This window comes from Desulfosarcina sp. (genome assembly GCF_055467485.1).
Genome location: NZ_JBUOIV010000049.1, coordinates 23,026 through 38,183 on the forward strand (window position 1 = coordinate 23,026; position 15,158 = coordinate 38,183).

The 15,158-nt window shown below is 56.1% G+C and carries 13 protein-coding genes; 11 read left to right on the plus strand and 2 right to left on the minus strand.

What is annotated here, in order from left to right:
• Positions 1 to 241 precede the first annotated feature (241 nt).
• The 11 genes from ACZCED_RS18850 to ACZCED_RS18900 all read left to right on the plus strand — a co-directional run bounded on the left by ACZCED_RS18850 (position 242) and on the right by ACZCED_RS18900 (position 12,888).
• A complete protein-coding gene (locus ACZCED_RS18850) occupies positions 242 to 1,318 on the plus strand; it encodes a site-2 protease family protein (RefSeq protein WP_464861434.1) in 1,077 nt (358 codons plus the stop codon).
• Between the two features lie 82 nt (positions 1,319 to 1,400).
• Positions 1,401 to 2,759: a TolC family protein gene (locus ACZCED_RS18855; RefSeq protein WP_462971518.1), complete on the plus strand. Its 1,359-nt coding sequence runs from the start codon at positions 1,401 to 1,403 to the stop codon at positions 2,757 to 2,759.
• 101 nt (positions 2,760 to 2,860) lie between these two features.
• The gene (locus ACZCED_RS18860) at positions 2,861 to 3,859 is read left to right on the plus strand and encodes an efflux RND transporter periplasmic adaptor subunit (protein ID WP_464861435.1); all 999 of its coding nucleotides are present in this window, start codon (positions 2,861 to 2,863) and stop codon (positions 3,857 to 3,859) included.
• Positions 3,856 to 7,002, plus strand: coding sequence for an efflux RND transporter permease subunit (locus tag ACZCED_RS18865; RefSeq protein WP_462971516.1), 3,147 nt, complete (start codon positions 3,856 to 3,858; stop codon positions 7,000 to 7,002). The genes ACZCED_RS18860 and ACZCED_RS18865 overlap by 4 nt, the downstream gene beginning before the upstream one ends.
• 105 nt (positions 7,003 to 7,107) lie before the next feature.
• Positions 7,108 to 7,737: an SOUL family heme-binding protein gene (locus ACZCED_RS18870; protein ID WP_462971515.1), complete on the plus strand. Its 630-nt coding sequence runs from the start codon at positions 7,108 to 7,110 to the stop codon at positions 7,735 to 7,737.
• A 102-nt stretch (positions 7,738 to 7,839) separates the two neighbouring features.
• The gene (locus ACZCED_RS18875; protein ID WP_462971514.1) at positions 7,840 to 8,322 is read left to right on the plus strand and encodes a DUF2062 domain-containing protein; all 483 of its coding nucleotides are present in this window, start codon (positions 7,840 to 7,842) and stop codon (positions 8,320 to 8,322) included.
• 63 nt (positions 8,323 to 8,385) lie between these two features.
• Positions 8,386 to 9,003, plus strand: coding sequence for a M23 family metallopeptidase (locus tag ACZCED_RS18880; RefSeq protein ID WP_462971513.1), 618 nt, complete (start codon positions 8,386 to 8,388; stop codon positions 9,001 to 9,003).
• On the plus strand, positions 8,991 to 9,866 hold the full coding sequence (locus ACZCED_RS18885) for a radical SAM protein (protein ID WP_462971512.1): 876 nt from the start codon (positions 8,991 to 8,993) through the stop codon (positions 9,864 to 9,866). Before ACZCED_RS18880 ends, ACZCED_RS18885 begins: the two co-directional genes overlap by 13 nt.
• Positions 9,853 to 11,115, plus strand: coding sequence for a glycosyltransferase family 4 protein (locus tag ACZCED_RS18890; protein ID WP_462971511.1), 1,263 nt, complete (start codon positions 9,853 to 9,855; stop codon positions 11,113 to 11,115). The genes ACZCED_RS18885 and ACZCED_RS18890 overlap by 14 nt, the downstream gene beginning before the upstream one ends.
• A 270-nt stretch (positions 11,116 to 11,385) precedes the next feature.
• Positions 11,386 to 11,844: a pyridoxamine 5'-phosphate oxidase family protein gene (locus ACZCED_RS18895; RefSeq protein ID WP_462971510.1), complete on the plus strand. Its 459-nt coding sequence runs from the start codon at positions 11,386 to 11,388 to the stop codon at positions 11,842 to 11,844.
• Between the two features lie 108 nt (positions 11,845 to 11,952).
• Entirely contained in the window at positions 11,953 to 12,888 is a 936-nt protein-coding gene (locus tag ACZCED_RS18900) for a DMT family transporter (RefSeq protein ID WP_462971509.1), read from the plus strand.
• 157 nt (positions 12,889 to 13,045) lie between these two features.
• Here the strand turns inward: ACZCED_RS18900 and ACZCED_RS18905 are convergent, their stop codons facing one another.
• A complete protein-coding gene (locus tag ACZCED_RS18905) occupies positions 13,046 to 14,614 on the minus strand; it encodes an RNA-binding domain-containing protein (RefSeq protein WP_464861436.1) in 1,569 nt (522 codons plus the stop codon).
• A gap of 148 nt (positions 14,615 to 14,762) precedes the next feature.
• A partial coding sequence (locus ACZCED_RS18910) for an NAD-binding protein (RefSeq protein ID WP_464861437.1) occupies positions 14,763 to 15,158 on the minus strand: 396 nt, incomplete at its 5' end.

Sequence of the window (15,158 nt, forward strand, 5' to 3'; positions counted from 1 at the left end):
ATCGTCCACAGGCGGCCGGTTGTGGATGAGGCGGCGCTCAACCTCGTCCTGTGAGGACATCTCTTCCCCACGCATGCCCTGCAACCCACATATGGGTAGGTTCGACCTATCACCCTACGATCAACAGGCTCACATTGCCGGTATCACCACCCGTTGATTATATTATCGGATAAGTAAAATTTAACGTCCGCGCAATTTCCGAAGCGTAGTTTGACGGTTGCGTTTGTGGAGGGCTCTACCCATGAAATGGTCAATCAAAGTAGGCCGATTCGCCGGCATCGATGTGTTCATGCATTTTACCTTCATTTTGCTTCTCGGCTGGGTGGCATTTGTCCACTGGCGTCAGGGACAGAGCCTGACCGCCGCCGTAGCCGGGGTTGTATTCATTCTGGCGGTCTTCCTGTGCGTCGTTCTTCATGAATTCGGGCATGCGCTGATGGCCAGGCGATACGGCATCAAGACCCGTGACATCATCCTGCTGCCGATCGGCGGTGTGGCTCGATTGGAGAACGTGCCGACCCATCCGATGCAGGAGTTGTGGGTCGCCATTGCCGGGCCGGCGGTCAACGTTGTCATCGCTGTGGTTCTGTTCGTGTGGTTGAAAGCCACTGCATCGCTGGAACCGATGCAGACCATGACGATCACCACCGGCCCCTTTTTGGAGCGGATTTTGGCAGTCAATGTCTTCATGGTCGCATTTAATCTGATACCCGCGTTCCCCATGGACGGCGGTCGTGTGCTGCGTGCGATTCTGGCCACTCGCAAGGAATACGGTCGAGCGACACAAACGGCTGCTGCCATCGGTCAAGGTATCGCGGTCCTTTTTGGCTTTATTGGATTGTTCTACAACCCGTTTTTGTTGTTCATCGCCTTGTTCGTGTGGATCGGTGCAGCCCAGGAGGCCAGCATGGCCCAGATGAAATCTGCCGTTGGGGGCATAACGGTTCGGCAGGCCATGATCAGTGATTTTAGACAACTCGAAGTCAATGACAGCTTGAAACGCGCCGTCGAATTGACCTTGACCGGATCCCAAAAGGATTTTCCGGTCGTCAACGATGGCAGTCTGGAAGGCGTCCTGACGCAAACCGATCTCTTGAGAGCACTTGCCGACCAGGAAAACTATCCGACTGTCGCATCGGCCATTCAGAGAAACTACACCACGGTTGATGAACTGGATATGTTGGAATCCGCCCTTACCAAGCTCAGCGATTGCGATTGTCACACGCTGCCGGTCATGAATCAGGGGAAACTCGTCGGCTTGGTGACGATGGACAATTTGGGCGAGTACTTGCGGATTCAAGCCGCCATGAAAAACTGATTGCAGCAGGATTTCAGCAATCGTTAGACAAATGAAGGCTGAGTGCAACGTGCGATATCGTGGACCCCGTCGATACCTATCATTGGCCCTTCTGACCGGCGCGTTGGTCTCCGGTTGTCAATCCCACACCATCGATCGGTCTCCCGCGCCAATTGAAAGAGGGGGCGTCGCTTTCAGCATCGCCTCGCCAGCCACAATACCAGTGGATGAAAATTGGTGGTTAACGTTCAACGATGCCAAACTGGATTCACTCATCGCCAAGGCCCTGGATGATAATTTCGACATCATGCGGGGTTTGGCCAGGCTCGATCAGGCCGATGCGTTAACCCGCAAGGCCGGAACAGCCCGTCTGCCCCAGGTCGATCTCGAGGCCTCCATGCTGAAAGATTGGGCCGACGGCGACACTCGCAATCGGTTGAATACGGTCGGCGGCGCGTTGGCCTGGGAAGTGGATGTGTTCAATCGACTGGGCTCCGCCGCCCTCGCCCGTCAGAGTGAGCAGGCTGCGCGCATGGAAGACCTGCGGGCCATCCGGCTCAGTTTATCCGCGGAAGTGACCAACGCCTACTTCGATGCCGTCGAGCAGCGCAGCCAGTTGGCGTTGCTCGACCAGCAGATCATCTTAGACCGGGACCTGCTGGAACTGACCGCGCTTCGTTTTGAAGCCGGGCTTACGGCGTCGGTGGATGTGCTGCAGCAAAGCAGCCAGCTGGCCGAAACAGAGAGCCTGGTGCCCCCCACCGAAGCACTGCTGCGGGTTTCGGAAAACCGCTTGGATGTGTTGATCGGGCAGGCACCGGACGCCGTGGATCGCGTGGACGACGACGATAGGTTCGTTGCCATTGGGGACCTTCCTTTTATCGGCGTTCCCTCGGACCTGCTGCTCAACCGGCCGGACCTGAGGTCCCTTAGAAATGAACTTGTCGCAGCCGATGCGGAGATTGGGCAAGCCATTGCCGAACGTCTGCCGCGCATCACGCTTGACGGGTCCTTTTTTTATGCCGACGGTTCGGAATTTTCCGGCCCGGCAGGGATGTTGTTGGGCTCGATCGTACAGCCGTTGGTAGATTGGGGTGCCCGCAAGGCGGAGGTTGAGCGCAGCCGGGCCTTGTATATCGAGCGGCTGGCAATATTTTCCCAGGCCTATCTATCGGCGATCGAAGATGTCGAAAACACCCTATATCAAGAGCGCAAACAGCGGGAGTTTTTGGATCGCCTGGAGCGCCGCCGCGGTTTTCTGGAACGCACTGTCGAAGAGACCAGGGATCGATACACCAACGGCCTGACGGATTTTCTGCCGGTCCTGGACGCGCTTAAAGAGCTGCAGCGCATCGAACGCATCATCGTGCGCCAGAAGAGAGCGCTGCTGGGTTTTCGCATACAACTTCACCGTGCGCTGGGAGGCCGAGTGAACGCAGCCTCAAGTGGAGGTCCGAAATGAAACACCGTAAACCGTATCGGCAAGTCCAGCTGTGGATCGCTTTAACTGGGATAGCGTGCACACTCGGGGCTGATCCGACAAGCGCTCAGCAGGCCGTACCCGTGATCGTCAAAAAAGCTGCCATCGATCGCTTCGTCGACCGTGTGGAAGCTCTCGGTACGCTGCGCGCGAACGAAACTGTGGCGCTGACCGCAACCGTTTCCGAAATCGTAACCGACATCCATTTCGAGGATGGCCAGCGGGTGGAAGCCGGCACTATCCTGGTCGAGATGACCAGCGAAGAGGAGCATGCCCTGATCGAAGAGGAGCGCTCGACGGTTGCCGAGGCCAAGAAACAGTATGATCGAGTGCGCCCATTGGTTCAGCGCGGGGCGGCGTCCACATCGCTGCTCGATCAGCGGCGGCGGGAATATGAAACCGCCAAGGCCCGCCTCCGGGCCACCGAATCTAAACTGCGGGATCGCCTGATCATGGCACCGTTTGCCGGGGTTGTCGGCCTGCGCAATATCAGCGTCGGCGCCCTCATCGAGCCGGGTGACATCATCACGACGTTGGATGATGACCGTGTCATGAAGCTCGATTTCACGGTGCCGTCGATTCACTTGTCGAGCCTTAAAACCGGCTTGCCCGTTGTCGCCACATCGCCGGCCTTTGCCGGGCGTCAATTCGAAGGGATCGTAGCCAGCGTCAACAGCCGCATCGATCCGGTCACACGGGCCATTGTTGTCAGGGCGACGCTACCCAATCCGGAACGCCTGCTTAAGCCGGGTCTGCTGATGAATGTCACCTTGCTTAAAAACCAACGGGACGTGCTGGTGATTCCCGAGGAAGCCTTGATCCCGTCCGGGCGCGACAACCTCGTGCTGGTCGTGGACCGAAGCGTCGAACCCACCCTTGCCCAGGGTCGCCAAGTAACCATCGGCGGTCGTCGACCGGGTGAAGTCGAAATTCTGGACGGTCTGCAATCCGGTGAATTCGTGGTTGTAGACGGCACCTTGCGGACCCGACCGGGACAACCCGTGACCGTCATCGCCGTGGACAGCGGCAATGAGCCCTTGGCCCGCCTGTTGAATCGTGAACAGAAAGGCACGGGCCAATGATCCTTTCCGATGTTTCCGTCAAGCGGCCGGTATTTGCCGCGGTGATATCGTTGCTGCTGATCATCTTCGGCCTGGTCTCCTTCGACCGGCTGCCCCTGCGCGAATACCCGGACATCGACCCCCCCGTGGTAACCATCGAAACCCTCTATCCTGGAGCGTCCGCCAATGTGGTGGAGACGCGCATCACCGAACTCATCGAAGAACGCATTGCCGGTATCGAAGGCATCGATTTTATCGCCTCGACCAGTGAAGACGGACTTTCCACGGTAACGATTGAATTTGATACCGGACGGGATGTCGACGGGGCGGTCAATGATATCAGGGACCGGGTCTCGGCGATTTTGGGCGATCTGCCGGACGAAGCCGATCCGCCGGAAATCCAGAAAGTCGATTCCAACAACGATGTAATCATGTGGTTGAACCTGGTCAGCGATCGCATGAACGTGCCGGCTTTGACGGATTATGCCGATCGTTATCTGGTCGACCGGTTTTCGGTTCTGGATGGGGTTGCTCGTGTGAGAATCGGCGGCGGTCAAACCTATGCCATGCGGGTCTGGATCGACCGCAGCGCCATGGCGGCGCGGGGGCTTGTGGTAGGCGACATTGAGGCCGCCCTGCGGGCAGAAAATCTGGAGCTGCCGGCCGGCAGTATCGAGTCCCAGGCACGCAACTTTACGGTGCGTGTCGAGCGGGCCTTTCGAACGGCGCAGGATTTCAGCCGCCTGGTATTGGCCCGCGGCGCCGACGGTCACCTGGTTCGCCTGGGTGACATTGCCCGCGTCGAACGCGGCACCCAAGAGGACCGGACCTTCTTTCGAGGCAATGGCGTGGCCATGGTGGGCATGGGCATCATCAAACAATCGACCGCAAACACGATCGATGTGGCTCGCGGCGCCAAAGCGGCAATGCGGCGACTCAACCCCACCCTGCCCGAGGGGATGGAAATCAAGCAGAGCTACGACACATCCGTATTTGTGGAAGATGCGATCAAGGAAGTCTACAAGACCCTGCTGATTGCCATCGGCCTGGTCACCCTGGTGATCTATCTGTTTCTGGGCAGCATGCGGGCCACGATCGTACCGGCCGTGACGGTTCCGGTTTCCATTATCGCCAGTTTTATCGTTTTGAATATGCTGGGTTTCTCGGTCAATCTACTCACGCTGCTGGCGCTGGTCCTGGCGATCGGACTGGTCGTGGACGACGCCATTGTGGTTCTGGAAAATATCTACCGACGCATGATGGAAAAAGGCGAAACGCCCCTGGTCGCTGCCTACACCGGCAGCCGCCAGGTCGGTTTCGCGGTTATCGCCACCTCCGTGGTACTGGTCGCGGTGTTTGTGCCCATTGCCTTTCTGCAGGGGGATGTGGGGCGCCTGTTTTCAGAGTTTGCCATTACCATGGCGGCGGCGGTCTGCTTCTCCAGCATTGTCGCCCTGAGCCTGTCTCCCATGCTGGCATCCAAATTTCTCCGACGTAAAAAAGCCGGCCAACCGGATCGACTTGCCCTGATGGACCGCTTGTTCGGATCCATACGAAAACGATATCGTCGCTTGCTGGGCCGCATCATGAAGCGTCCCTGGCTGGCGGTGGGATTATTTGGGCTGCTGATCGCTGCAATGGTGTGGTTGTTTGAGCGCATACCCACTGAATATGCACCCAAGGAAGACCGCGGCGCTTTTTTTGTGATCGTCAACGGACCGGAAGGCGCTTCCTTCGCCTATATGGAAGAGTATATGAATGAAATCGAGCGGCGCTTGATGCCCTTCGTCGAAAACGAAGAGGCGACCCGGTTGCTGGTCCGCGCACCACGGACATTTTCGAGCTATGAGAACTTCAACACCGGCATCGTGATTTTTGTTCTCAACGACTGGGACCGGCGGCGATCCGCCTGGGCCATTATGGATGAGGTGCGTACCAAACTGGCAGGACTTCCGGGGGTGCGCGCCTTCCCCGTCATGCGCCAGGGCTTCGGCGCATCCATTCAAAAACCGCTCCAGTTCGTCATCGGCGGCGGCACCTACCCGGAATTGGCCCAATGGCGCGACACGCTGCTGGAGCGGATCGAGGCCGACAATCCGGGACTGATCGGAATTGACTGGGATTACAAGGAAACCAAACCCCAGCTGCAGGTCAACATCGACTATGATCGCGCGGCCGAACTGGGGGTGACCATCGGCAATGTCGGTCGAACCCTGGAGACGATGCTGGGCTCCCGGCGGGTGACCACCTATATCGATGCCGGTGAGGAGTATGACGTGATTCTGGAAGGCGACCGGCAGGGTCAACGAACGCCGACCGATTTGCAGAACATCTATGTGCGTTCATCGCGCAGCGGCGACCTGATTCCGCTGTCCAATCTGGTCACGCTGGAGGAATTCGCCGATTCAACCACCCTGAACCGCTACAATCGCGTCAGGGCGATCACATTAGCGGCCGATCTTGCCGACGGCCTGGCCTTGGGCGATGCGCTGGCCTACCTGGAAGGTCTGGTCAAGGCGCATCTACCGGAAAACGTGATTGTCGATTACAAGGGGCAATCCCAGGACTATAAATTCTCGACCCAGTCGATGATATTCGTTTTCCTGCTGGGGATCCTGGTGGTATTTCTTGTCCTGGCAGCCCAATTTGAAAGCTATATCAATCCGCTCGTAATCATGCTGACGGTGCCATTGGCGATTGCCGGCGGGTTGCTTGGACTTTACCTGACCGGAAGCACCTTGAATCTATACAGCCAAATCGGTTTGGTCATGCTGGTCGGTCTGGCGGCGAAAAACGGGATTCTCATCGTCGAATTTGCCAACCAACTCCGGGATCGGCGCAAGTCGTTTGATTACGCCATCCTGAAAGCATCCGAGGTCCGGTTGCGTCCGATCGTGATGACCGGCATTACCACCGCCAGCGGCGCGATCCCCCTGATTCTCTCCACGGGTGCCGGCGCCGAGACCCGCATGGTGATCGGCATCGTCGTTCTGGCCGGCGTATTGACGGCGACGATCTTGACCCTGTTTGTCGTGCCGGTGGCATACCGCCTGTTCTCCAGGCGAACGCATGCACCCGGTGCGGTGGCCCGCACCCTTGCAAAGGAGCGGGCCATGCAAAATGATTTGCCCATCACTGGTGGCAAGGTTCAGGAACCGCTCTGATTTTCCCATCATCTTTACCTTAAGGAAAGTCCGGAAAGCTTTGGGATGTAAAACGGTTCCCGTTATTTCACTTTAAACCCAGCGATAGACAGTGGAGACCTGTTAATGAACAAGACCGCCGGGATTTTACTCGCCATTGCGTCTATAGTGACTGGTACAACGGAGACGATGGCGATCGAAGAAGCCACATACACCGTTGTCGAAAAAGACGACCATTTTGAAATCCGTGACTATTCACCCCACCTTGTTGCCGAAACCCTCGTGGTGGGAAGCCTCGAAGAAGCTGGCAGTATAGCGTTCAATATACTGTTTGGCTACATCTCAGGCGAAAACCGATCGCGCCGGAAAGTTGAGATGACCGCACCCGTTTCCCAACAGGCAAGTCCTGAGAAAATCAAGATGACGGCGCCTGTGGGCCAGCAGCGGATGGAAGACAAGTGGGCCGTTAGCTTCATGATGCCGGCCTCGTATTCGCTTGAAACCCTGCCGGTGCCGAAAAATCCCAAGGTAACCCTTCGCCGGGTGCCGGGTCGACGGATGGCTGCCGTGCGCTATTCCGGCTTCTGGAGCGAGAAGGGCTATCTCGAGAACATAAGGAAACTTGAAGCGTGGATCAACGACAAGGGGCTTAAGATTGCCGGCGGACCGCTTTGGGCCCGGTACAATGCGCCGTTTACACCTTGGTTTCTGAGGCGAAACGAGATTCTGATTCCAATCGCTGCGGATACAAAGTAAAATGGTTTATTGTGAAAGATGTCTTGAAAGCGAAGCAACCGTAAACAGATACATCCAAACTTGATGAACACGTCAACAGTCAACCAATACGATGAGACCACAATGACAAGCGGTGTCTTAAAGGATAAAATCGGCCGGCCGATCCTGAAATTGCTCAAGCAGGGCATCTCGCCGGAACGGCTGTCTCTGAGCATCGCCTTCGGCGCGGTCATCGGGATGTTCCCGGTTCTGGGTGCGACGACCCTGATCAGTGCCGCCGTCGCCGTCGCGTTGCGACTCAACCAGCCTGTCGTTCAGCTGTTCAACTATCTGGTGTACCCCCTGCAGATTGTTTTGTTGATCCCGTTTATGAGTTTTGGCGCATTCATCTTCCAGGAGGATCCGCCTCCGTTTTCGGTTCAGGAGTTGGGCGCGCTTTTCCGGCAGGATTTCTGGGGCACCATCGCTTCTTTTTTTGATACGATCCTCTACGCCATCGTGGCCTGGCTTCTGGTGTGCGCGCCGCTGTTTGCCGGGATTTATGCGATAGGTGTCCCGGTGCTGAGAAGATTCGGGCCAACCGCTAAAAATAGTGTTCCTGAGTGACCGTGTGGTGAAAATGGTGCTCAGAGACTGTCTTCTGATATTATATAGAAACAGGGGATGATCGTGGACCTGAGGAAAACCCGATTCACCGAAATGCTCATCCGGGCAAACGGTCTTGACCCGAAGGACTTTCAATGTTGGGTTTTCTGTCCAGGCATGCGCTTTCATTCACCGGACAAGTGGTGGGGGGACCAGGGTCGGCGTGATTTCCCCCATGAGGGTCTCGACTTTTGCCTGTACGAGGATGGTTCCGGGCGTCTGCGCCGTCTCGACCGACAAACTCGCATTCCGGTAATGCACGACGGCGTGGTGAGGTCTGTTTTTGCCGACTACCTGGGTCAGGCCGTGGTCATTGAACACGAAAAGACCCAACCTGAAATTGACACGTTGATATCGATCTATGCCCACACGAGACCACTGGATCACATAAAACCGGGTGCGGTCGTATCGCGGGGGGATATCATCGCCACCATCGCCGACACCAGCCGTTCAAAAGCAACCATCCTGCCGCACCTGCACGTCACGCTGGGGCTCCCGTCACCGGACCTTGTCTTTGAAACATTCGTCTGGAACGACATGCGCGATCCCGGCCTGGTCGCCCTGTTGAATCCACAGGGTGTCATCGATTGGCCCTGGCTTGCACTGGATCCACCAAAAACGAAACGCTCATGTCTATACTGAAAAAGGCGTCCTTGAAGACACCCTCCCGCCATCGAAATATCACGGCAACGCGTTTGTTTTTGGATGCGTACCAGTTTGTTCGCGCCCAATCGTATGTGGCCAACCGGTTCGGCAGGCAGTTTAATCGCAGCCGCGATTATGTTGAGATCGACATCACCTACAAGTGCAACTTGAAATGCATCAACTGCAACCGTTCATGCACGCAGGCGCCGAGTGATATTGAAATGCCTGTCGCCGATGTGGCGGCCTTCATCAGGCAGAGCATGGCAAAAGCGATCGCGTGGAAACGGATCCGGATTCTGGGCGGAGAGCCAACCCTTCACAGTCGCCTTTTTGACATTATCGATCTGTTGATCAATTATCAGAAGACGCATAATCCTTCTGTAAAGCTAGTGCTGGGAACCAATTTCTTCGGGAACCGCGTTCATCGGGTTCTGGAGAAGCTGCCTGACGCGATCACGCTTAAAAGTACGCTGAAGTCTTCGCGCGTCAATCTATTTAAACCGTTCAATGTGGCACCTGTCGATACGCGCATTAACCGATTCTCCGACTACACCTGCGGTTGCCGCATCATAAAGGAGTGCGGTTTGGGATTAACGCCTTCAGGATATTACATGTGTGCCGTGGCCGGTGGGATCGACCGGATCTTCGGTTACCATCTGGGAAGGAACGAACTGCCGGATGACGCCGACACAATGTCGGACCAGATGTCCGTTTTTTGCCGTTTATGCGGCCATTTTGGTTTCCAGTGGCCGACACGGCGAGCCAAACTGTCCAAAACGTGGCGGCTGGCCTATGGGCGTTTAAAAACCATTGAACCGCTTGCTGACAAGGATGCCTTTCCCCCCTATGACCCCGCTTAGAATACTGCATGCCATCGGACAGAGACCGGAGATGACCGGCAGCGGAATCTATCTCGAGGCGATGATCGGAGAATCCCGTAAACACGGGTTCTCAAATTTTCGGGTCGCCGGCATCCCCGCCGATGCGATTCCTTCGCTGATGGATGTACCTCAACCCATGAGCGCCTATGTTCGGTTCGAATCGGGGTCACTCAATTTCCCGGTCGCCGGGATGTCGGATGTGATGCCCTATAGTAGTTCTTTGTTCAAAGATCTGAAAGGTCGGCGTCTGACCGCCTACAAGTCGGCCTTCACCCGCGTGCTTGAATGTGCGGTAAACCAGTTCAATCCGGATATCATTCACACGAATCATCTCTTTCTGCTCTCCGCCCTGGTGAGAAAGCTTTTCCCGACGATGCCCGTCGTGGCCACCTGCCATGGCACGGAACTGAGACAATACAACAACTGCCCGCATTTGAGACGCTATGTGAAACGCTACTGCCGGCGTCTGGACAAGATCATCGCGCTGACAGGCGATCAGAAAAGGGATATCCATCGTCTGTATGACATCCCGTTAAATCGAATAGTCGTCGTCGGTGGCGGATATGATCAAACGATGTTTACCCGTGCCCCAAAATCCCCTGCCGGAACCGTTCATCTCCTCTATGCCGGTAAATATAATCGCAGCAAGGGCGTTCCCTGGCTGCTCAAATCCCTGATAAAGATCGAGCATCACGACTGGCACCTGCACATGGCAGGAAGCGGCAAGGGGCAGGAGTATGACCACTGCATCGACCTCGCAAAAAGATTGGGCCAAAAGGTTACCAACCATGGTTACGTGACCCACCATCGATTATCGGAACTGATGAAAAAAGCCCACGTCCAGATACTGCCTTCATTTTTTGAAGGCCTCCCCCTGGTGCTCTTCGAAGGTCTGGCTTCCGGATGCCGGATCATCACCACCGATTTGTCCGGCTTCCGTGAGATCTTTGGAAAAGCGAACCGAGACACGATCGATCTGATTCGACTGCCGCCCCTTGAAACCATTGACCGTCCTTATCCACAAGACGAGACCCGGCTGGAAGATGCGTTATGCCAAAGCATCCTGGAGATGATGGCGGCGGCACGCCATGCTCCGGACATCGCCGACCCCCAGGCCGAAGCCATTGCATCTCACTATACCTGGCCTCGTGTTTTTAAACGCACGTTATCCATCTACAGGGATGCGGTTGATCAGAAAACCGGATCGGCCTGCAGAAAAAAAAGATAACGAACGGCGACAAGAAGACCCGGCCCGGCACCCCGGACGCAGGCAGAAAGGGCTGGATGGGAATATCCTCTGGTTTTCGTCTCGGCAGCATCCCGCAAAGAGCCAAGATGCCGGCTTACGCCGGCATCCACACGACACCTGCTGCGAAAGCATGGTTATTGCGTCTGTAATTATTCCCAGAAAAATTGTATCAAGGGGTCCGCGTTGAAACGCTGGATGATCGAATTCGGCCGATACGGACAACCAACCAATGGAAAGGGATCTCAGGCCATGAGGCGAAATGAAAAAGCGGTGTCGGATGCATCGGGTATCGATGCCATTATTCAAAAAGCAACGGTGTGCAGGCTTGGCATGGTCGACGGAAACAGGCCCTATGTGGTTCCCCTGAATTTCGGCTACCGGGGCAATACGCTTTATTTTCACGGCGCGTTGAAAGGCCGCAAGATTGATATCCTTAAAGAAAACCCGAACGTCTGTGTTGAATTCGATATTGCCGTTGAAGCAATAGAGGATGCCGACGCATGCAGCTGGAGCATGAAATTTCAGAGCGTCATCGGATTTGGCAAAGCGTCGATGGTCGAAGGACTGGAGCCCAAACGTCAGGCGCTTGGCATCATCATGGCCCATTATTCCGACAACACGTTCGAGTTTCCTGAAAACAAGGTCAACGCCACGGTGGTGATCAAAGTCGAAATAGAAGAAATGACCGGCAAGCAGTCGGGTTTTTAAGGGGCATGGTTATCCATACAGCCGCCGGGTGGCGATAGGCGGCTGCACCCCGCCCACCGGTGGCGCCAGTCTTCGTGCACGCCCTTATTAAAGGTTGACGGATTGATCATGACCGCAAGACCGGTAAAAGTTGATATCAAGGCCATCGTCCTGTTGATTATCCTGTGTGCCAGTTGGGGACTTCAACAGATTTCAATTAAAATCGCCGTCCAGAGCATTGCCCCCGCGCTGCAGGGAGGCCTGCGATCAATTGGTGCGGCGATCCTGCTATATCTGTGGATGGTCGTGCGCGGGGAAAAAATGGAACTCAATGACGGCACCTTCTGGTGGGGGATGGCCGTCGGCTTGTTTTTTTCCATCGAATTTTTACTGATATATTGGGGACTGGAATTTACCAGTGCATCGCGGTCGGTCATTTTCCTGTATACCATGCCATTTTTTACAGCCATGGGGGCCCACTGGTTTGTGCCGGGAGAATCCCTGGGAAGATCACAACTTGCGGGTCTGTGCTGCGCATTCCTGGGAATTGTGACCGCGTTCAGCGAATCCGTCGGCAAGCCGCAATCCTTGATGATGGCTGGCGACACGATGCTGGTACTGGCAGCCGTCTTCTGGGCCGCCGCCACCATCATGGTAAAAGCCAGCCCGCTTTCCGGAATCCGCGCAAGCCGTGTTTTGCTCTACCAGCTTGTCGTATCCGCCGTCGTGCTGCCACTCGGAGCGGCGCTGCTGGGACAAACGGAGATCACGAATGCGACGCCGCTGGTAATTGGCTGTATCGCTTATCAGATCGTTTGGGTCGCCTTTATCACCTACCTGGCCTGGTTCTGGCTGGTCAGAACCTACCCGGCATCGAAATTGAGTGCATTTTTATTTCTTACGCCGCTTTTTGGCGTGCTGGAAGGCATCATACTGCTCGATGAACGCATCACCTATCGGTTGCTGACCGCCCTTGCCCTGGTATGCATCGGCATCTATATCGTCAATCGCAGGCCAGGCATCGAGTCGTTTAAACCGGTGAGGTTTTCGGCACGAAGGGATTGATCCCATATTTACGGTTTAAAAGCCCCTTCGCCAAATCCCATCCGGTGGCCGTTTGGTCATTGCCGGTTGAGTCGACTGTTGGCGCCGGATAGCCCACGCGCAATCGTTTTTCAACATCCCTACCGCTTCGTTCGAAACGTAAAAACAGCGATGGGGTTTAATTGCGGTGTTTGATGTAGGTGAGTACTTTACTGACCGGCAGTTCGTCGCTCGATGGCCCGTTGCGGATATAGAAAGCTTCGCTTTTGGGGGTCTTGAGAAAAACCGGTTCGCTGGAACGGTTGCACACCACCACGCCGACTGTTCTTCCATCGATCTCGGCAATGCTGAAGTTCAGGTATTTGGACAGCTCGGCGCCGACATGCTGGTTGATCAGGTTTTTAAAATGGAGCATGCACTTGTCCGGGTTCTCGAAACCATCGCTCTCCAGGCCGTTGATCTCACCGCTGTCGCTCACGCCAAGCAGCAGAATGCCGCCATCGGTGTTCATGAACGCGGCAACGGCCTTGAGCCAGGCTATCTCGATCTCCTTGCCCGCTTTGCCGGTATGCAGGTTCATGCGCATGGTGGATTTGAATTCGACTGCACGACCCTCGCCGATGCCGATCAGGCGGCGGATGCTCGCTTCGGGTGAGGTGTGGTCGTACAGGTCTGCGTAATTATCGAAGGTGCGGTCATAGCGCCTGACCATCCAAAAGGAGAGTCCTCCCGCAACCAGCAGCACGATAAACCCGACGACCCAGATAACGGTCTGCCGCCGGGTTACCCCGCCGGTGATGTCCGTCTCCGGAACCAAGACGCCCACCCACGTGTTTCGGTTGGCGTGCTCCAGCGGCCGAAACCCGCCCCACCAGATGCCGTCTTCATGGCGAACGGAAAACACATCTCCGGCATCCTGTTCCCGGGTCGTCCAGGAGGCAACCATCTTGCGGATCACCTGATCATCGATCTGGTCCATGGGCTTGAAATCGGGTAAGCTGCCGCTGGCATCGGGCATGTACAGTTGGGCGTCCCGCCTGAAAATGAAAACGCGGCTGTTCGGGCTGGGCGCGAAGCGGTTGATTTCACGGAACAGATCGTCCAGCAGGATATCGAAGGCGATCACCGTTTGCGGGTCGTCCGCTGCCTGCCCGGAAGAGATCGACGCGGTGACGCCCACGTTGTTGCGACTGTAGAAAACATAGGGTTCGGTCCAGAACACCGTCGCCGCCGACAGGGCCGGCAGAAACCAGGGGCGCTGCCGCGGGTCGTATTGACTGGTTTCCTTTTCCTCGGCCACCGGCTGCTGCCCGGCATCCCAGAGACGACTCGTGGAGAAGCGCCCGGACTCGCCGGTGCGGGTTTCGCTGGTGCGCCAGCCGTCTCCTTCGGCGGCCACGTAATAGCTGTCGCCATTGGTATCCGCCACCGAGATGCCGTAAAGCAGCTGTTCACGTTTCAACAAAGGAAAAAGCAGGCCGTTCAAACCGCCGGTGTCAGCCAGTGATGCCTTGCCGGACGCACACCAGTCCCGCACCATCTCGATGCTGCGGTTCATGGTTTCCGCCAGGGACTGAAACTCGGCGACGGCGCGCGCCGCGGCGCCATCGATAAATTTTTCAGAGATATCGCGCTGGGCCGTGAAAGAAAAATAAGCCACCGGGCCGATGACAGCGGCAGACAGGACGATCATGACCAGAATAAGGTCTCTGGCAAACCGGCGTGACAGCGTTCGTTTGTGGATCATGTGAGTTCAGATATCCGATACAACAACTGTTGTCAATTGTTCAATTGATATTAATTTCAATTAGATGAATAAGATTGAAACCGACGTCAGACCACGTATGCCGTCCTCTTGTTCCATCCAATTCGCCACCCCGGCCGCCGTCATCTGTTCATGAGGTCAGGCCGGCCTCCTGAAAGTCACGGCGATCCATGTATCTGCACACATGATCGGCAAAACCGACGCCGGCCTCTTCATAGATCACATAGGCGGCATCGATGCCCGCCTCCCTCAACCCGGCAGCCTCATCATCATAACGCACCGAGGCGGTGATCTGCCCCGTATATCCTTTCTCTTTCATCTGGCGAATGGCAAAGGCGCTGGCCTTGGGATCCGGCAGGGTCAGCATGACCAGACCGATACCGGTCGCGGATGGATCGGCGCGCTCCCAGAAATCGCTGTCAGACGCATCGCCGAGTATCACCCGCCGCCCCTTCTCAAGGTGTTTTTCCACGGACGACTTGGAAAAATCGATGCCGACCACCACATCCCCATAACGCCGGCGCAT

What these genes read in the sequence shown, in the direction of transcription:
- ACZCED_RS18875 (WP_462971514.1), top strand. Translation starts at nt 7,840, where the DNA reads ATGACAAGCGGTGTCTTAAAGGATAAAATCGGCCGGCCGATCCTGAAA.
- ACZCED_RS18865 (WP_462971516.1), top strand. Translation starts at nt 3,856, where the DNA reads ATGATCCTTTCCGATGTTTCCGTCAAGCGGCCGGTATTTGCCGCGGTG.
- ACZCED_RS18890 (WP_462971511.1), top strand. Translation starts at nt 9,853, where the DNA reads ATGACCCCGCTTAGAATACTGCATGCCATCGGACAGAGACCGGAGATG.
- ACZCED_RS18905 (WP_464861436.1), bottom strand. Translation starts at nt 14,614, where the DNA reads ATGATCCACAAACGAACGCTGTCACGCCGGTTTGCCAGAGACCTTATT.
- ACZCED_RS18895 (WP_462971510.1), top strand. Translation starts at nt 11,386, where the DNA reads ATGAGGCGAAATGAAAAAGCGGTGTCGGATGCATCGGGTATCGATGCC.
- ACZCED_RS18870 (WP_462971515.1), top strand. Translation starts at nt 7,108, where the DNA reads ATGAACAAGACCGCCGGGATTTTACTCGCCATTGCGTCTATAGTGACT.
- ACZCED_RS18885 (WP_462971512.1), top strand. Translation starts at nt 8,991, where the DNA reads ATGTCTATACTGAAAAAGGCGTCCTTGAAGACACCCTCCCGCCATCGA.
- ACZCED_RS18900 (WP_462971509.1), top strand. Translation starts at nt 11,953, where the DNA reads ATGACCGCAAGACCGGTAAAAGTTGATATCAAGGCCATCGTCCTGTTG.
- ACZCED_RS18850 (WP_464861434.1), top strand. Translation starts at nt 242, where the DNA reads ATGAAATGGTCAATCAAAGTAGGCCGATTCGCCGGCATCGATGTGTTC.